The sequence below is a fragment of the Nocardiopsis sediminis genome (assembly GCF_042650565.1).
Lineage (GTDB): Bacteria > Actinomycetota > Actinomycetes > Streptosporangiales > Streptosporangiaceae > Nocardiopsis_B > Nocardiopsis_B sediminis.
On record NZ_JBHSBH010000014.1, the window covers coordinates 138,176 to 155,799 of the forward strand.

At 75.4% G+C, this 17,624-nt stretch carries 15 protein-coding genes and 2 riboswitches; of the genes, 6 read left to right on the forward strand and 9 right to left on the reverse strand.

The window, feature by feature from the left end; translation table 11 throughout:
• Positions 1-67 precede the first annotated feature (67 nt).
• From ACFOVU_RS22305 to rpe, 4 genes are all read right to left on the reverse strand, one after another.
• Positions 68-733 carry a nicotinamide mononucleotide transporter family protein gene (locus tag ACFOVU_RS22305; RefSeq protein ID WP_378536698.1) on the reverse strand — a complete coding sequence of 222 codons (666 nt, stop codon included), beginning with the start codon at positions 731-733 and terminating at the stop codon, positions 68-70.
• A complete protein-coding gene (locus tag ACFOVU_RS22310; protein WP_378536700.1) occupies positions 733-1,347 on the reverse strand; it encodes a riboflavin synthase in 615 nt (204 codons plus the stop codon). The genes ACFOVU_RS22305 and ACFOVU_RS22310 overlap by 1 nt, the downstream gene beginning before the upstream one ends.
• 108 nt (positions 1,348-1,455) lie before the next feature.
• Positions 1,456-1,586: riboswitch (FMN riboswitch) on the reverse strand.
• 65 nt (positions 1,587-1,651) lie between these two features.
• The gene (locus ACFOVU_RS22315) at positions 1,652-2,665 is read right to left on the reverse strand and encodes a phosphatase PAP2 family protein (RefSeq protein ID WP_378536702.1); all 1,014 of its coding nucleotides are present in this window, start codon (positions 2,663-2,665) and stop codon (positions 1,652-1,654) included.
• Between the two features lie 210 nt (positions 2,666-2,875).
• Positions 2,876-3,547, reverse strand: coding sequence for a ribulose-phosphate 3-epimerase (gene rpe / locus ACFOVU_RS22320; protein WP_378536704.1), 672 nt, complete (start codon positions 3,545-3,547; stop codon positions 2,876-2,878).
• 133 nt (positions 3,548-3,680) lie between these two features.
• Between rpe and ACFOVU_RS22325 the strand changes: the two genes are divergently transcribed.
• A complete protein-coding gene (locus tag ACFOVU_RS22325) occupies positions 3,681-4,163 on the forward strand; it encodes a hypothetical protein (protein WP_378536706.1) in 483 nt (160 codons plus the stop codon).
• A 343-nt stretch (positions 4,164-4,506) separates the two neighbouring features.
• On the opposite strand, the gene ACFOVU_RS22330 is transcribed toward ACFOVU_RS22325, so the two are convergent.
• Together ACFOVU_RS22330 and ACFOVU_RS22335 are read right to left on the reverse strand one after the other, a co-directional pair.
• Positions 4,507-5,961 carry an RsmB/NOP family class I SAM-dependent RNA methyltransferase gene (locus tag ACFOVU_RS22330; protein WP_378536707.1) on the reverse strand — a complete coding sequence of 485 codons (1,455 nt, stop codon included), beginning with the start codon at positions 5,959-5,961 and terminating at the stop codon, positions 4,507-4,509.
• A 218-nt stretch (positions 5,962-6,179) separates the two neighbouring features.
• Positions 6,180-7,109, reverse strand: a complete 930-nt coding sequence (locus ACFOVU_RS22335) for a methionyl-tRNA formyltransferase (protein ID WP_378536709.1) — start codon at positions 7,107-7,109, stop codon at positions 6,180-6,182.
• Between the two features lie 680 nt (positions 7,110-7,789).
• Here ACFOVU_RS22335 and ACFOVU_RS22340 point away from each other — a divergent pair.
• The gene (locus ACFOVU_RS22340; RefSeq protein WP_378536710.1) at positions 7,790-10,276 is read left to right on the forward strand and encodes a primosomal protein N' family DNA-binding protein; all 2,487 of its coding nucleotides are present in this window, start codon (positions 7,790-7,792) and stop codon (positions 10,274-10,276) included.
• Between the two features lie 148 nt (positions 10,277-10,424).
• The gene (locus tag ACFOVU_RS22345) at positions 10,425-11,216 is read left to right on the forward strand and encodes a nucleotidyltransferase domain-containing protein (RefSeq protein ID WP_378536712.1); all 792 of its coding nucleotides are present in this window, start codon (positions 10,425-10,427) and stop codon (positions 11,214-11,216) included.
• A gap of 25 nt (positions 11,217-11,241) precedes the next feature.
• On the opposite strand, the gene ACFOVU_RS22350 is transcribed toward ACFOVU_RS22345, so the two are convergent.
• From ACFOVU_RS22350 to ACFOVU_RS22360, 3 genes are all read right to left on the reverse strand, one after another.
• Positions 11,242-11,790, reverse strand: a complete 549-nt coding sequence (locus tag ACFOVU_RS22350) for a DinB family protein (protein ID WP_378536713.1) — start codon at positions 11,788-11,790, stop codon at positions 11,242-11,244.
• A gap of 58 nt (positions 11,791-11,848) precedes the next feature.
• Positions 11,849-12,622, reverse strand: coding sequence for an SAM-dependent methyltransferase (locus tag ACFOVU_RS22355; protein WP_378536715.1), 774 nt, complete (start codon positions 12,620-12,622; stop codon positions 11,849-11,851).
• Positions 12,623-12,843: 221 nt separating this feature from the next.
• Positions 12,844-14,187: an aminotransferase class V-fold PLP-dependent enzyme gene (locus ACFOVU_RS22360; RefSeq protein WP_378536716.1), complete on the reverse strand. Its 1,344-nt coding sequence runs from the start codon at positions 14,185-14,187 to the stop codon at positions 12,844-12,846.
• A 70-nt stretch (positions 14,188-14,257) separates the two neighbouring features.
• A riboswitch (SAM riboswitch) is annotated at positions 14,258-14,383 on the reverse strand.
• Positions 14,384-14,616: 233 nt separating this feature from the next.
• Between ACFOVU_RS22360 and ACFOVU_RS22365 the strand changes: the two genes are divergently transcribed.
• From ACFOVU_RS22365 to ACFOVU_RS22375, 3 genes are all read left to right on the forward strand, one after another.
• Entirely contained in the window at positions 14,617-14,988 is a 372-nt protein-coding gene (locus tag ACFOVU_RS22365) for a DUF3870 domain-containing protein (RefSeq protein WP_378536718.1), read from the forward strand.
• A gap of 73 nt (positions 14,989-15,061) precedes the next feature.
• Positions 15,062-16,348, forward strand: coding sequence for a CaiB/BaiF CoA transferase family protein (locus tag ACFOVU_RS22370; RefSeq protein WP_378536789.1), 1,287 nt, complete (start codon positions 15,062-15,064; stop codon positions 16,346-16,348).
• A 53-nt stretch (positions 16,349-16,401) separates the two neighbouring features.
• Positions 16,402-17,592: an acyl-CoA dehydrogenase family protein gene (locus ACFOVU_RS22375; RefSeq protein WP_378536719.1), complete on the forward strand. Its 1,191-nt coding sequence runs from the start codon at positions 16,402-16,404 to the stop codon at positions 17,590-17,592.
• Positions 17,593-17,624 lie beyond the last annotated feature (32 nt).

Consider the following 17,624-nt stretch of genomic DNA (forward strand, 5'->3'; position numbering starts at 1 on the left):
GAGCCGGGCGTGCGTGGCTTGCGGATGCCGTGGGCGGCTAGGCCGGGCGGGGCCGGTTCGGGCGGGCTCATGCGCTCACCGCGCCTTCGGGGGCCGGCGGGGCCGCCGCCCGGTACCGGCGCATCCAGTCGCGGATGCCGATGACGGCGAGGACGAAGAACACCCCGTAGACCAGGCCGGTGACCCACAGGCCCGACATCAGGGCGAGCGGCACGCCGACCAGGTCGACGGCGATCCAGACGAACCAGAAGTCGACGAGCGCCCGGCTCTGCGCGAACGTCGCGATGGCGCTGCCGACGAAGATGAACGCGTCGGGCCACGGGGCCCAGGAGATCCCGGTCGCCTCGAACAGCAGCGCCACGGCGACGGTGCCGCCGATGAGCACCCCGGCGAGGAGGCCGCGCTCGTGCGGGGTCGCCGGGCGGACCGGCAACGGCGTGCCGCCGCGCGTGCGCCGCGCCCAGCGGGTCCAGCCGTAGATGACCAGGGCGATGAACATGGCCTGTTTGAGCGCGTTGCCTGTGAGGTGGGCGTCGATCGACACGGCGAAGAGCAGCACGGCGCCGGTGAGCTGGACCGGCCAGGTCCACAGGGATCGGGGGATCGCGAGGGCGACGGTGCCCAGGGCCGCGATGTTGCCGATGAGGTCCGCCCATCGGATGTGTTCGCCCAGGAGGGTGAACCCGGCGTAGGCCCAGTCGAGCCACCAGGCGCCGGAGGCCGCCCCGCCCATCAGGCGCCCGCTTCGCGGAAGCCCATGAGGCGCTCCACGTACTTGGCGACGACGTCGACCTCCAGGTTGACCGGCGCCCCGGTGTCCTTGTGGCCGAGGGTGGTGAGGCCGAGCGTGGTGGGGATCAGGCTCACGGTGAAGGAGTCGGCGCCGACGGCGGCGACGGTCAGGCTCACGCCGTCGACGGTGATGGAGCCCTTCTCGACCACGTAGCGGGCGAGATCGGCGGGCAGGGAGATGCGGACGGTCTCCCAGTCGGTTCCGGGGGTGCGCTCCAGGATGCGGCCGGTGCCGTCGACGTGGCCCTGGACGATGTGCCCGCCGAGCCGGGAGGACACCTTGGCGGCGCGTTCGAGGTTCACGGGGGATCCGGGGGTGAGCGCGCCGAGGCTGGAGCGGTCGAGGGTCTCCTTCATGACGTCGGCCGTGAAGCCCTCGCCCGTGGACGCGGTGACGGTCAGGCAGACGCCGTTGACCGCGATGGAGTCGCCGTGGGCGGCGTCAGAGGCGACCGTGGGGCCGCGGAGGGTGATCCTGGCGGCGTCGCCGGGGGTGTCGCCGACCGGCGTGATGGCGGTGACCTCGCCCAGTTCTTCCACGATTCCGGTGAACACGTCCGAACCCTCTCCCTCACCCTGGGCGGGCTCCGGGGAAGGACGGTGGGCGGACCACCTCAAGGACCGTGCGCACCGGCCTGGTGGGCCGGGTGTGGCGACGATCCCACGCGTACTGCCTCCCATCCGGACTTTCACCGTCGGTACCGGAATTCCACCGGTTCAACCGGCCGATGGATTCGGCCGGGTCGCGGACTGTCACCGCCGGTTCGGAATTACACCGACCCCGGAGCACGCGTTCGTTGCTACTCGATCAACAAGTGTGCCACGCGCGCCATTCCCGGGCCATGGGAGGTGCCCCACATCACGGGAGGGGGCGCGCGGGCGTGCCGGGGCCGCCGCGCTCCGTGCCGGGGCGCCCCGCGAGCCCGGTCCGGACGAACAGCTCGGGGGCGCCCAGCGCGCCCCACAGGGCGACGGCCGCGGCGCCGGCGAAGCGCGCCGCCGCGTCGATCGCCCCGCCCATGTGCGGCAGGTGCTCCACGGCGATGAACAGCGGCAGGAGCACGGCGATGCCGATCACGAAGCGGGCGGCCCGGGCGCGGGTGGTCCCGGCCGCGCTGTACCAGCCGCGGGCGGCGAGGACGGAGAGCCCGGCGAGCACACCGAAGAGCCCGCCCCCGGCGGTGAACGCCGTGAGCAGGGAGTGCTGCGCCACATCGGGGGGCACGGGGCCCGCCCACTGCGGGGGCGGGGCCCAGCCGGGGAAGACCAGCCGCTGCCAGGCGGCGGCCAGCGCAGCGGGGACGGCGGCGAGGGCGAACGCCAGCCCGATCTGCGCGCCCAGGGGCCGCCGGCGCCACCGGCGCACGGCGGCGCCCTCGTAGCGCAGCGCCGCCCACAGCAGCAGCCCGCCGGCCGCGAGGCCGGCCAGCACGTCGCTGAGGAAGTGCACGCCCAGGTAGAGGCGGGTCACGGCGACGACCGCGACCAGGATCGCCGCCGCCCACCAGGCCCAGGGCCGGGCGCGCCCGGCCGCCAGGTTGCCCCACGCGACCACGGAGGTCTGGACGTGGCCCGAGGGGATCCCGAAGGACGACTCCTCCGACATCGGGCGCACGCGGGTGTCGAGCCAGTAGGGGCGGGCGCCGTGGAAGGCGACCTTGAGCACGCCGTTGACCAGGGCCGACCCGGTGAGCAGCACGAGCCCTCGCGCCCCGGTCCGGGCGTCCACCGACCAGAAGACCAGGCAGAGCAGGGGCACAAGCAGCAGCTGCGACCCCAGGACCGTGAGGACCTCCATGGGGACGCGCAGCCACTGCCCCAGAGCCTGGAACCACAGGTTCACGCCGACCTCGGTGTTCCACACCGCGCCCATCCGACCGCCACCGCCCGTCCTCGCCCGCCGTCATGTCCGCCCCGGCCCGGCGGCCGGGGAGGCCGGGCCACGCCGGTGGCTCAGTGTGGCCACGGGCGCGCGGAGAGGCAACCGGACGCGCGGGGCACGCGCCCGGGAGCCGGGGACGACGCGGGGCAAGCACGCCGGAACCGGGGAAGGCACGCGGCCGGCACCGGCCGGCGGGCCGTGTCAGCCGGCGGCCGCCGCCTTCTGCGCCTGAGCACGCAGGGCGTCGACGGCGGCGGCGGGGTCGCCGGCACCGTAGACGGCGGATCCGGCGACGAACACGTCGGCGCCGGCCTCGGCCGCGCGTTCGATGGTCTCGCCCGAGACGCCGCCGTCGACCTGGAGCCAGATGTCGCCGCCGGTGCGGCCGATCAGCTCGCGGGCGCGGCGGATCTTCGGCAGCACCAGGTCGAGGAACTTCTGCCCGCCGAACCCGGGCTCGACGGTCATCAGCAGGAGCATGTCGACCTCCGGGGCGAGGTCGGCGTAGGCGTCGAGCGGGGTCGCGGGGTTGAGCGCGAGCCCGGCGCGGGCGCCCCGGCCGCGGATCTCGCGGAGGGTGCGCACGGGGGCGCGGGCGGCCTCGGCGTGGATGGTGACGCTTCCGACGCCGGCCTCGGCATAGGCGGGGGCCCAGCGGTCGGGGTCCTCGATCATCAGATGGCAGTCCAGCGGCAGCGCGGCGGCTTTGAGCAGGGATTCCACGATCGGCAGCCCGAGGGTCAGGTTGGGCACGAAGTGGTTGTCCATGACGTCGACGTGCAGCCAGTCGGCGGAGTCGGCGACGGCCGCGGCCTCGTCGGCGAGACGGGCGAAGTCGGCGGAGAGGATGCTGGGTGAGATCTGGATGGCCACGGCCCTGATTCTAGGGGCGATGCGCCATCGCGCCTGCTCGGGCCGCCCGGCGACGCCGGAGCGCGCCCCGCGGCCCGCCGCACCGGCCGGCGTCCGCGTGCGCCCGCGCCGGCGGATCGCTACGGTCTGCGCCATGACAGGGACGAAACGGGCGGTGCTGCTCTGCGTGGCCGTCGTGGTCGCCGTCGCGGCCCAGGTGACCGGCCTCTACGGCTGGAGCGCCGCTGTCGCGGGCTCCGGAGTGCAGGTCATGGCGGGGGCGGGGACGTCCTGCATGCACGTCGACCTCCCGCCGGAGGTCCCGCGTGAGGGGCTGGAGACGCGGCGCTTCGAGGGCGGATGGTCGTGGGCGCCCCCGGGGCTGACCTGCCGCACCGAGATCGACGGCCGCAGCACCGTGGTCCACGAGCCGGAGTGGTCCACCATGGCCGGCCCACTCGCGGCGCTCCTCGCCGGAATCGCGGCCACCACGGGCGCCGTCGCGGCCGGTCAGCGGGCGATGGCCCCGGATCGCCCCCGGCGCTTCCGGGCCGTGGTCACGGCGCTGAGCACGGTGCTCCAGCCCATCACCCTCGTCGTATGCGCGACCGCGGTCATCCTCCCCGGGGCCGTCTGAGTCCTGGGGGGAAGGCGTGCGGCCGTCCGGGCGTCGCATCGCACGACGATTCACCAATGCCGACCTGGTCGGCCATCCGAACGCGATCAGCGCAGCAGCCCCGCTGCGCCACCATGCGGAGCCTGCGGCGCGGGCGCGGTAGGGGCGGTGCTCGCGAGCCCGGAAGATCCGAAGAATGGGCGCCTGGCACGCGCCGGTCCTCACGAGCACGACGGCGTCACTGCGTGGGGCTTCTCCACTCGGTCGAGTCGGCCGGAGCGCCGATACCGTACGCCCGGGCGCTCCAGCCGGGGGACGTGCCGCGCGACCAGATGCGGATCGTGATGGCCCGGGGCTCGCCGGCTCAGAGCTTGCGCAGCAGGGCCAGGAACATCGCGTCGGTGCCGTGGCGGTGCGGCCAGAACTGGACGTGGTCGCCCGCCGCGATGTCGGGGACCTCGGGCAGGTGGTCGGCGGCGCGCACCACCTCGGCGTCAGGGCGGTCGGCGAGCACCGACGCGACCATGCCGCTGGTCTCGGGCAGGTGCGGCGAGCAGGTCACGTAGGCGACGACCCCGCCGGGGCGGGTGGCGTCCAGCGCTCGTTCCAGCAGGTGGCGCTGGACGGGTGCGAGTTCGGAGGCGGTCCGGTCGGTGCGCCGCCACCGGGACTCGGGGCGGCGGCGCAGCGCGCCCAGGCCGGTGCACGGGGCGTCGACCAGGACCCGGTCGAAGGCGCCGTCGCGCCAGGCGGGCCGGGTGGAGTCGGCGACCACCACGCGCCCGGCGTCGCGGACCGAGCGCTCGACCGCCCCGGCCACCAGGGCGGCCCGCGCGGGCTGCACTTCGGCGGCGAGCAGCCGGGCGTCGCGCTGCCCGGCGAGCCCGGCGAGGAGGGCGGCCTTGCCGCCGGGGCCGGAGCACATGTCCAGCCACCGGGCGTCGGCGCCCTCGACGGGGACGCGGGCCAGCGCGAGCGCGACGAGCTGGCTGGCCTCGTCCTGGACGGCGGCGCGGCGCTGGCGCACCTCGCGCACCGCCGCGGGGTCGCCTTCGGTGAGGTAGGCGGCGTAGGGCGAGTAGCGGCCCTCGACGGCGCCGCCGGCGACCAGGTCGGCCACGGAGGCGCGGCCAGGCTTGGCGGCCAGGGTGACCCGCGGGCGTTCGTTGTGCGCGGCGAGCAGGCGTTCGAGGTCGGCGGATCCGGGCTCCTCGCCCAGGGCGGCGGCGAGCGCCTCGACGATCCAGCGCGGGTGGCTGTGCAGCACGGCGAGGTGGCCGACGGGGTCGGCGGCGGGGTCGGGGGCGACGACCGCCGTCCATTCGTCCAGGTCGCGGGCGCTGACCTTGCGCAGCACGGCGTTGGCGAACCGGGATCGGTGGTGCCCGATGACGCGGCGGGCGAGGTCGATGGTGGCGCTCACGGCGGCGTGCGGCGGGATCTTGGTGCTCAGCAGCTGGTGGGCGCCCAGCCGCAGGACGGGCAGCACCTCGGAGTCGACCGATGCCAGTGACCGGTCGACGCAGGCGTCGAGGATGGCGTCGTAGGTGCCCTGGCGGCGCAGGGCGCCGTAGGTCAGCTCGGTGGCAAGGGCGGCGTCGCGGCCGGTGACGCCGCGCTCGCGGAGCATGGCGGGCAGCAGCAGGTTGGCGTAGGCGTCGCGCTCCTGCACGGCCCGCAGGACGTCGTAGGCGACCCTGCGCGCGGGGTCCTTGGGGGCGGCGGGGGCGGACGCCGCCGCGGGGCCCTTGGCGCCGCTCCCCTTGCGGCCCTTGCCGCGGCGCGCGGGACGGTACGGGGAGTGGGAACGGTCGGTCACGTGAAAAGTTCCGCCTTAGGCACGGGAGCAGCCAGGACGACCCGCTGCCGAGCGCCGTGGCGCCGGCGCCGAGCGGGCCCGGTCCAGAGGATACGCGGGCGCGGCCTGTGCCGCGTCCGCGCACCTCGGCCCCGTTCGCACGAACTGCGCGCACTCGACGCCACAGCGACCGCCCGCTTGCCGAGCGTTCCCGCAAGCGACTCAGAGGGCCGGGCCCGTCAGGCGCCCAGGCGGTCGTCGTCGGTGGGGCGGACGCCGCGGGCCCAGTCCAGGGCCGGCATGCGGCGTTTGCCCTGGGGCTGGACCTCGCCGAGTTCGACGGGGTGGGTGGCGGTGCCGGCCAGGACGCGGGTCTTGCCGACGTCGAGCCGCCCCGGCGGCAGGTCCGGCGCATCGGGGGCGGGGGTCACCGGGCCGAGCTTGAGACGGGTGCCGCGGAAGGTCGACCACGCGCCGGGGGCGGGGGTGCAGGCGCGGATAGCGCGGTCCACGCGCATGGCGGGGGCGGTGAAGTCGGCCTCGGCGTCGGCCGGGGTGAGCTTGGGGGCGAGCGAGACGCCGTCGGCGGTCTGCGGCCGGGCGGTGAGGGTGCCGGACTCGATGCCGTCGAGGGTGCGCACGAGCAGCGTCGCCCCCGAGTGCGCGAGCCGTTCGAGCAGGTCGCCGCTGGTGTCACGGGGGCCGATCGTCTCGGTGACCGTCCCGAAGACGGGGCCGGAGTCCAGGCCGCGCTCGATCTGGAAGGTCGCCGCACCCGTGACGTCGTCGCCGTGGAGGACCGCGTGCTGCACGGGAGCCGCGCCGCGCCAGGCCGGCAGCAGCGAGAAGTGCAGGTTGACCCACCCGTGCCGCGGGATGTCCAGCGCCGCCTGGCGCAGGAGCGCCCCGTAGGCCACGACCGGGCAGCAGTCGGGGGCGATGGCGCGCAGCCGGTCCAGGAACTCCGGGTCGTCGGCCTTGGCGGGTTTCAGGGTCTCGATGCCGGCCTCGGCGGCGACCTCGGCGACCGGGCTGACCGCGACCTTCCGCCCCCGCCCGGAGGCGGCATCGGGCCGCGTGACGACCGCGGCGACCTCATGCGCGGAACCCAACAGCGCCCGCAACGAGGGCACAGCGGCTTCCGGGGTTCCAGCGAAGACCAGCTTCATCGGCGACCGTTTCTCACTCAACATCGGGGTGTGCTCGCTCATGTCTACCAGCCACCGGCCCGCACACCGGCGCACACCGCCGCACGGCCGGGCCACGCAGCCGATGGACCGGACGGCGGGGGCCGACGGGGCTCGATGTCCCGCCGGGCACCATCGACCGGATTGACGGTTGCTCTGCGGCGCTGCCGACCGGAACCGGCCGACTCCCCCGGACCGCGGACGCGTCGACGCCCGCCCCGCGGGTCCGCCACGACGCCACGACGCCACGACGGACGCGGCATCGACCGGAGCCGGTGCGGAACGGGCCACCTTTCGGCTACGCGCGCCGACCGCTCGGCGCGGACGAGCACCGAGAAGAGCGGCTCGCTCTCGGAGGGGACGGCCGTCGCTGTTCCCTTCGCCCTGCTGGACGACCACAGCCGGGCCCCAGGGTGGGAGAGCGCTTGGTGTCCGCCCATCGGGGCACCGCTTGCCGCCGACCCGGACACGAGAGCGCGGTCGGAGGGCTCTGGTAAACCTGGTCACGTCGGCGGTTGTGGCGTAGCGGCGGGCGACGGGCGCGCCGCCGGTCGCGCGGAAGGCAAAGGCGTTCCGCCGCCCCGCCGGGACGCACAGCGCGGTCGGTCGGAGCGTGGTGGCCGCTTCCCGGCCGCGGATGAGGGCACTACACGGAGGTGTTGTTGAGCGAGCGGTCCGACCCCGATCACGGGATGCTGTTCGACCTGCCGCGTGCCGCGGTCGCCGGGTCGAAGCCTCCCGAGAAGCGGCGGCCTGCCGCGGAGCTGCCGGTCGCCCGGGTGGTGGTCGACACTCCACTCCCCCACCTGGACCGGCCGTTCGACTACCAGGTGCCCGAGAGCATGCACGAATCGGCCGTCCCCGGCTGCCGGGTGCGGGTGCCCTTCAGCGGCCAGACGCTTTCGGGCTACCTGCTGGAGCGGGCCGACACCACCGACTTCCAAGGGCGGCTCGCCTACCTGCACGACGTCGTGTCCCCCGAGCCCGTGCTGACCCCCGAGATCCGCGAACTCGCCCGCGCCGTCGCCGACCGCTACGCCGGGACGCTCAACGACGTACTGCGTCTCGCCATCCCGCCACGGCACGCCCGCGTCGAGAAGGAGGCCGCGAAGGCGGCCGAGGCCGCCCGGGCCGTGGCTGCCGCGGACGACGCCGCTGCGGAGGCCGTTGCCGAGGCGGTCGGGGAGACGGTCGGGGAGGCGCCGGGAAGCGATGCCTCCGGTGGGGACGCGTCCGGCCGCGAAGGCGACGGCGGGCCCGTCCCCCCTGCTGACCGGGTCTCGCTCGCGGGTCCCGGCCCCGATGACGACGGCCCCGCCCCCGGTCACCATGGCCAGGGCTCCGATGCCGGCGCCGACCGGCCGGCCACCGGCCACGCCCCACCGCGTGAGGCAGGGGGCGGCACCTCCGGCTCCGTCTCCCCCGTTTCCCCCGTCTCTCCAGGCGAGGACGGTGGAACGTCCTCCGTCGCCGCCGGGGACACGGGGTCTCCATCCGCCGGCGGCGATTCCCCCACGTCCCCCACGCCCTCCGGCACCGAGCCCACCACTCCCCCGGACTCCCCCGAGCCCCCCGACGCGCCGCCCGACCCCGGCCCGTGGGCCCGATACCCCGCGGGGCCGTCGTTCCTGGAAGCGTTGCGCGGTGGGCAGGCGCCGCGGGGCGTGTGGCGGGCGCTGCCCGGGCCGGCGTGGGCCGATGCGGTCGCCGAGGCCGTCGCCGTCACGCTGGACGCGGGGCGGGGCTCCGTCGTGGTGGTGCCCGACGGTCGCGACGTCGCGACCGTCGATGCAGCGCTGACCGCGCGCCTGGGCGCCGACCGGCATGTGGCGCTGACCGCCGAGCTCGGCCCGGCGAAGCGCTACCGCCGGTGGCTGGCGCTCCTGCGCGGCGAGATCGGGGCCGTGGTGGGCACCCGGGCGGCGATGTTCGCGCCCGTGCACGACCTGGGGCTGGTGGTGCTCTGGGACGACGGCGCCGACGTGCACAGCGACCCGCATGCGCCCTACCCGCACGCGCGGACGGTGCTGTCCATGCGCGCCCACCGGGCGGGCGCCGCCGCGCTGATCGGCGGCTTCACCACCACCGCCGAGGGGGCCCAGCTGGTGGAGTCCGGCTGGGCGCACCCCATCGCCGCCGACCGGGAGACCCTGCGCCGGCGCGCCCCGCGCGTGCGCTCCACCGACGACGACAGCGAGCTGGTCCGCGACGAGGCCGCCCGCACCGCGCGCATCCCCAGCCTGGCGCTGCGCGTGGCGCGCGCGGCCGCCGCCGAGGGCCCCGTACTCGTCCAGGTCCCCCGGCGCGGCTACCTGGCGTCGCTGGCCTGCGCCTCGTGCCGGGAGCCCGCCCGTTGCGAGTCCTGCCAGGGTCCGCTGGCCCTGCGCAGCGCGCACGCCATGCCCTACTGCCGCTGGTGCGGGCGGATCTCCGGCGGGTGGGCGTGCGGGTCGTGCGGCGGGACCCGGCTGCGGGCGGGCGTGGTCGGCGCCCGCCGCACCGCCGAGGAGCTGGGGCGCGCGTTTCCGTCGCTGAAGGTCCGCACCTCGGGCCGCGACGACGTCCTCACGCACGTGGACGGCCGCCCGGCGCTGGTCGTCGCCACGCCCGGTGCCGAGCCGGTGGCCGACGGCGGGTATACGGCGGCGGTGCTGCTCGACGGCTGGGCGCTGCTGGGCCGCGCCGACCTGCGGGCGGGCGAGGAGGCGCTGCGGCGCTGGCTCAATGCCGCCGCGCTGGTGCGCCCCGCTGACGAGGGCGGTGAGGTGGTGGTGGTCGCCGACGCCAACGTGCCCGCCACCCAGGCGCTGATCCGCTGGGACCCGGGCGGGTTCGCCGACCGGGAGCTCGCCGACCGGCGCGAGCTGGGCTTCCCGCCCGCCGTCGCCATGGCGTCGGTCACCGGCGGCGCCCCGCACGTGCGCGAGCTGCTCGACGCCCTCCGCCTCCCGGCGTCGGCGGAGCTGCTGGGTCCGGTACCGGTGCTCCAGGGGGGAGACGACGACCGCACCGAGCGGGCGCTACTGCGGGTCCCGCGCTCGCACATCCGCGGCCTGACGGCGGCCCTGAAGGCCGCCGCATCGGCCCGCAGCGCCCGCAAGGACGAGCACCTGACCCAGGTCCGCATGGACCCGTTGGAGGTCGTCTGACGGCCGCGGCGCGGGGGCCCGCTCCGTATTTCCGGGCGGAAAACGCGTCGCGGTCGCCCGATGTGGCGCGGTACGTTCGACGACTTCCCTTCTCTCGGGAGGTGCCCGGCGCGGGCGGCCGCGCCTGGAATGGGAGAGGACTCCGCCGATGAAGCACTCAGGCCCGGAGCACGCCGCGATCGCCGAGGGCGGGACGATCCTGCGCTGCCAGGTGGGCTCGGGCGTTCACGGGATCACCGTCGCCGGTCAGGACGACCGCGACGAGATGGGGATCTGCGTGGAGCCCCCGGAGTACGTGATCGGCCTGCGCACCTTCGAGCAGTACATCTTCCGTTCCCAGCCCGAGGGCGTCCGCTCTGGCCCCGGGGACCTGGACCTGACCGTGTACTCGCTGCGCAAGTGGCTGCGCCTGGCTCTGTACGGCAACCCCACGGTGCTGCTCCCCCTCTTCGTGCCCGAAGAGGAGATCGTCGCCGTGACGCCGCTGGGCCGCGAGCTGCGTGCGGCCTCGGAGCACATCCTGTCGCGCCACGCCGGGCACCGCTTCCTCGGCTACCTGCGCGCCCAGCGCGACAGCATGCTGGGGCGGCGCGGCGGCCGGCACACCAACCGCCCCGAGCTGATCGAGGTCCACGGCTTCGACGTCAAGTTCGCCTACCACATGGTGCGGCTGGGCGTGCAGGGCGTGGAGATGCTGGAGACCGGCCGGATCACGCTGCCGATGCCCGACCCGTGGGCGACCTGGCTGCGGGAGCTGCGCCGCGGCGAGCACACCAAGGAGGAGGCGCTGGCGGCGGCTGCGGAGATGGAGGAGCGGCTGACGGACCTGGTGCGGACCTCGACGCTGCCGGAACTGCCCGACACCGCCTGGGCCGACCGCTGGCTGGTCGACGCCTACACACGGGCGTGGCGGGAAGGGACGGGCGCCGTCTCGGCCTAGGGCCCCGTTCCTGGACGCCCCCGGCTCACACCGCGTCCGGCCCCTGCGCCGGACGGGCCCGGTAGAGGTCGCGCAGGCAGGCGATCTCGGCGCCATGGTGGATGATCTCGCGGTTGACGTGCAGCGCCAGCATCGCGAAGGGGAAGTCGGCCCACTGCGGCGGCTCGGCCTCGCCGACCGGGGCGGCGAGGCCCTCGGTGTCGACGCCGCGCACACCGGCGCGCCAGAGCTCGTAGCCGTCGTGCAGGCGGGTGAGCGCCTCCTCGGCGCTGCCGGGCCAGGGGGCGTCGGCCAGGGACAGCGTGCGGTCGCCGAAGTGGCGGTTGACGCGCAGTTCGAGGACGCCCACGACGATGTGGCCCAGCCGCCAGGCGATGGTGGTGAACGGCGGGGGCACCGGCTCGGGCCACTCCCAGTCGGCGACGAAGCTCCCGTCGGCGCGCGGCCGGACCGACCAGCACCCGTCGACCGGCTCCCAGAAGAACTCGTCGTCGCCCAGCCCGCGGAGCCGGGGCCACAGGGTCGTGTCCCAGTAGAACTCCAGCTGGGCGAGGATCTCCCCGGTCCAGTTCAAGCCGTCTCCTCCCCCCGGCGCCAGAGGGTACCCGACGCGTCCGGCGCGGGCGGCGGGCTCAGTCCCTGCGTCCGACGCCGGCCAGCACCCCCGTGCCCTCGGCCGTGACCTCTTCGTCAGGGTAGGGCCACCATGCAAGGTCGGCGAGGCCGGGCTCGATCACCGTGAACGGCTCGAACACCGCGGCGGCGAGTTCTCGGGAGTGCGCGTCGAGGACGGCGGCGCCGCCGGGGCGGCCGGGGACGACACGCCGGGGGATGGCGATGGCGATGTGGCTGCCGGGGCAGAGGACGGCGTGCAGCGCGCGGACGAGGTCGTGCGGGAGGTGGTGCGGGACGCCGCCGTACCAGAGCGGGGCGGTGTCGGGGAGCAGGACGGCCACGGGCGCACCGAAGTCGATGAGCCCGCGCGCTCTGAGCCGGGTGATGACCGGCTCGGGGCGCATGCTCTCGACGACGACCGTGGGGACCGCGAGCCTGCCGGCGGGGGGCGTGCGGCCGTGCAGGGAGACGGCGGTGTCGGCGTCGGAGTCGACGTAGACGACGCGGGCGTCGGCGGCGTGGGCGCGCGCGGCCTGGGCGATGCCCTCGCCGGCGGGCAGCCGGGATCCGAGGTCGACGAACTGGCGGATGCCGGCGTCGGCTGCGAGGTAGCCGACGGCGCGCCGGAGGAAGCCGCGGCGGGCCTGGGCGATGCCCGGGGAGGGGGTGGAATCGGGGGCGGCGGCGCGGGAGCGGGCGCGGTGGTCGCTGATGTGGACGACGCGCGGGCTGGGCAGGTCCACGAGCGGCTGATCCTCGCCGATGTGCAGTGCCGGCCGCTTGTCGGTCACGATGCGCCCCCCGGGCCGTCGCCGGTGCCGGGGCGGTGTCGGCCGGCTGCGCGGGGCGGTGCCCCGCGAGCGGACGGTCACCGCCCCCCGTTAGCGCCCGATGTTACCGGTCGTGAGTGATGTGTTTCACCATCGAATTATTTAACGGTGCCGAATATGACTTTTACGGAGAAGGTCGGCTTTCGCCGCATTTGGCGCGATATGCCCGCTTGTGCCGAGGCCTACGCGAGGACGTCGGGGAACCCGCGGCCGTCGGACACCGGGGCGATGCGCCCGTCATCTTCCGCGTACTCCCACCGGGGCCCGCGGGCGGCCAGCTCGGCGACCGCGCCGATCAGCCGGTCCACGTGCTCCTCGGTCGTACCCAGCCCCAGGCTCGCCCGCACCGCCTGGGCGTGTCCCTCGGGCAGCAGGCAGCGCGTGAGCAGGTGCGCGCAGAACAGGCCGTCGCGCACCCCGATGCCGTACTCCGCCGACAGCGCCGCCGCGAGCAGGTCGCTGGGCAGCCCGTCCACGACGAAGGACACGATGCCCACGCGCGGGTGGCCGGCGTCCCACAGGCTCAGGTCGTGCACGGCGGGGATCGCGGCCAGCCCGGCGCGCAGCCGCTCCAGCAGGGCCTGCTCGCGGGCGTGCAGCGCGTCCTGCCCGGCCGCCGTCAGCGCGTCGCAGGCCGCGGCCACGGCGACCGCGCCCAGTACGTTCGGGCTGCCGGCCTCGTGCCGGGCCGGCAGGTCGTTCCAGCGGACGTCGTCCTCGGTGACGTTGCCGGTGGCGCCGCCGCCCGCGAGGTAGGGGGTGGCGGCCTGGAGCCAGTCGGTGCGCCCGGCCAGCACCCCGGCGCCGAAGGGGGCGTAGAGCTTGTGCCCGGAGAAGGCGACGTAGTCGGCGCCCGTGGCCTCCAGGCTGAACCGCCGGTGGGGGACCAGCTGGGCGGCGTCGACCGCGATGCGCGCCCCGGCCGCGTGCGCGACGGCGGTCAGCTCCTCGACCGGCCAGATCTCGCCCGTGACGTTGGAGGCCGCGGTGACGCAGAGCAGGCGCGGGCCCTCCGGCGCCGCCGCCAGCGCCTCGCGCGCCGCCTCGACGGCCTCGGCCGGGCTCTCAGGCAGCGGCAGCCGCACGACCCGCCCGGCCCGGCTGCCGCGGTGCTGCCAGGGCAGCAGGCTGGCGTGGTGCTCCCCGGCGAACACCACGACGGTGCACTGGTCGGGGATGGAGCGGGCCAGCAGGTTGAGGGCGTCGGTGGTACCGCGGACGAACACGACCGCATCGTTGTCCCGGGCACCGAGGAACGCCGCGACGGTACGCCGGGCGCGCTCGTAGGCCGCGGTGCTGACCTGGGAGTGGAACCCCGCGCCGCGGTGCACGCTGGCGTAGTAGGGCAGGGCGTCGCCGAGCACGTCGCGCACGGCGGTCAGGCACGGGGCGCTGGCGGCGTAGTCGAAGTTGGCGTAATCGACCTCTTCGCCGGTGACCAGCGGGATGCGCACGTCGGCGCCGACGACGGAGAGGCCGGCGGCGGGGAGGGGGTCGGTGGTCGGGTTCTCGGCGACAGCAGTCATCGGTGGCACCTCCAGGGGCCGTCAGGGACCCCGGGAGGAGCGCGCAGCACTGCGGCTCCGGACCGGCTGGGGTCCGCGCTTGCCTGACACGGTTACGAAGCGGTCGTGTCTCGACCTGGTCCTCACCCGGGGCACCCCACCGCGGAAGGAGGGTTGCCGGCCAGCAAGCCGGGGCTTGACGCTGGCACTCATGACCTGCGGTGGACTATATCGCACCGGGTCCGAAACCTCGCAACCCGGGCAGCCCCGAACGGCAGGGCGGGCGGAACAACAGGGCGGATCACCCGGAGGATTGACAATGGACCGAGCCCATCGGTGATACTGGTCTCGTCTGCCCTCCCGCTGAGGACGCCCGGCTCTCCCGGCCGCCCTGCCAGGCGCGAGACTCCAGCACACCGGAGTTTTACGCTGCCCATTGGAGGGGGACCCGTGCGCCGTCCCGATCGCACCACCGAGCTCTTGCAGGACCCCGATGTGGTCCTCGTCTCCGGCTACGCCCGGCTGCCCGACACCGTGGCGAGCCACGCCCAGTACGAGCGCCTGGGCGTCGTCCTCGCGGTGAACCTGTCCGACGGCCGCATCGTCGCCGCCGACACCACGCTCCTCACCGACCTCGCCAAGGACTTCTTCCGTGCGCTGGTCGAGGGGCTCTCGGTGACCGGCGACCTCGCCGAGATCGTCGAGCGCGTGCAGACGCGCTACGCCGGCCAGTCGGGCGCCGCCCTCGTCACCGCGCTCCGGCGCTGCCTGGAGACCTACCACCAGCTGCGCAAGGGGACCGCGTCCGCGGACCGGCCCTGACGCGCCGCACCGGCTCACCCACCCCCGGCGGAGACGAGGAGCGCACAAGGTGGATACGGCGAACGACGACGGTATGTCCGGCGACACGTCCGGCGACGGCACAGCCGCCGGCCCTGGAGCAGCACCGGCCGGCCCCGCACCACCTCCCCCGCTGGCCGGGGTCCGGGTGGCCGACCTGTCCCGGGTCCTGGCCGGGCCCTACGCGACCATGCTGCTGGCCGACATGGGCGCCGAGGTGGTCAAGGTCGAGCACCCCGGGCACGGCGACGACACGCGCGCCTGGGGGCCGCCGTCGGCCGGGGGCGAGGCCGCCTACTACCTCGCCGTCAACCGCGGCAAGCGCAGCCTGGCCGTGGACGTCAAGGACCCCGACGGCCTGGCGGCGGTGCAGGACCTGTGCGCCGGCGCAGACGTGGTCCTCCAGAACTTCCGGCCGGGGGTGATCGAACGCCTGGGCCTGGACCACGCCGCCGTCGCCCGGCGCAACCCCGCCGTGGTCTACTGCTCGATCACCGGCTTCGGCCCCGGCCACAGCCCCGAGGGCCGCCCCGGCTTCGACCTGATCATGCAGGCCGAGAGCGGGCTGATGGCCGTGACCGGCGACCTCGGCGGGCCGCCCGCCAAGGTCGGGGTCGCGATCACCGACGTCCTCACCGGGCTCAACGCCGCCGTGGCGGTCCTGGGCGCGCTCGTACGCGCCCGGGCCACGGGGCGGGGCGAGCACGTCACCGTGTCGCTGATCAACTCCGCCCTGTCGGGCCTGGTCAACGTCGCGCAGAACGCCCTGGTCACCGGGGAGGAGCCGGGGCGCTTCGGCAACGCCCACGCCAGCATCGTGCCCTACCAGGCGTTCCCCGCCGCCGACTCCGAGATCGTCATCGCCGCGGGCAACGACACGCTCTACCGGCGGCTGTGCCAGGTGCTGGAGCGCCCCGACCTCGCCGCCGACCCCCGGTTCGCCACCAACCCCGACCGCGTCGCCCACCGGGACGAACTCGTCGGCGAGATCACCGCGACCCTGCGCACCCGGACCGCCGCGGCCTGGACGGCTCTGCTGCTGGACGCCGGGGTCCCGGTGGGCCGCGTCCGCGGCGTGCTCGACGCCGTGCGCACCGCCGAGGCCGCCGGCGACGACGTCCTCCTGGCGTCGGACCACCCGCTCGCCGGGCGGCTGGAGACCGTCCGCGCGGGGTTCCGCATGGACTCCGCCGATCCCGCCGGGCCCGCTGGCGCCCCTGCGGCCCCTCCCCCGCTGCTGGGCCAGCACACCGCGCGCATCCTGGCCGAACTGGGGCTGCCCGCCGACCGGATCGACGCGATGCTGGCGCGCGGCGCCGCCTACCAGCACCCCGTCGGATGACACGTCACCCGCCACCGACCGCAGGACACCCGGACCCGAAAGGACCACCGCCCATGAGCGAGCCGCGCAAGGCCGCCGCACCCGACCCCCATGACTTCCTCGCCGTCGACGGCACGCTCTCCCCCGAGGAGCGCGACATCCGCGACGCCGTGCGCGACTTCGCCACCCGCGAGCTGCTGCCGCACGTCGCCGACTGGTTCGAGGCCGGGACCATCCCCGACCCGCGCGGCCTCGCCAAGACCTTCGGCGACCTCGGCGTGTTCGGCATGCACCTGGAGGGCTACGGCTGCGCCGGGGCGAGCGCCGTCGCCTACGGGCTGGCCTGCCGCGAGCTGGAGGCCGCCGACTCCGGGCTGCGCAGCTTCGTGTCGGTCCAGGGCTCGCTGGCCATGGCCGCGATCCACAAGTTCGGCTCCGAGGAGCAGAAGACCGGGTGGCTGCCGCGCATGGCCGCGGGCGAGGCGCTCGGCTGCTTCGGGCTCACCGAGCCCGACTCCGGCAGCGACCCGGGCTCCATGCGCACGCGCGCCCGCCGCGACGGGTCCGACTGGGTCCTCGACGGCACCAAGATGTGGATCACCAACGGGACGATCGCCGACGTCGCCGTGGTGTGGGCCGCCACCGACGACGGCATCCGCGGGTTCCTCGTCCCCGCCGGCACGCCGGGGTTCACCGCCAACGTGGTCCACCACAAGCTGTCCCTGCGCGCCTCGATCACCGCCGAACTCGTCCTAGAGGGCGTGCGGCTGCCCGGCGACGCGCTGCTGCCGGGCACGCGCGGCCTCGGCTCGGCCCTGTCGTGCCTCAACGAGGCCCGGTACGGGATCGTGTGGGGGGTCGTGGGGTCGGCCCGCGCCTCCTACACGGCCGCCCGCGACTACGCGCTCACCCGCGAGCAGTTCGGCTCCCCCATCGCCGGCTTCCAGCTCACGCAGCGCAAGCTCGCCGACATGCTGGTCGACGTCAACCAGGCCGGGCTGACCGCGCTACAGATCGGCCGGCTCAAGGACCAGGGCGACTGCCACCGCGACCACGTCAGCTTCGGCAAGTTCGCCAACGTCGCCGCCGCCCAGCGGGTCGCCCGCACCGCGCGGTCCATCCACGGCGCCAACGGCATCACCCTGGAGTACCCGGTCCTGCGGCACATGCTGAACCTGGAGACGGTGGCGACCTACGAGGGCACCGAGGAGATCCACGCCCTCAGCCTGGGCCAGTCGGTCACCGGGATCTCCGCGTTCCGCTGAGGCGCATCCGCTCCGCACAGGCTGAGCGGGCA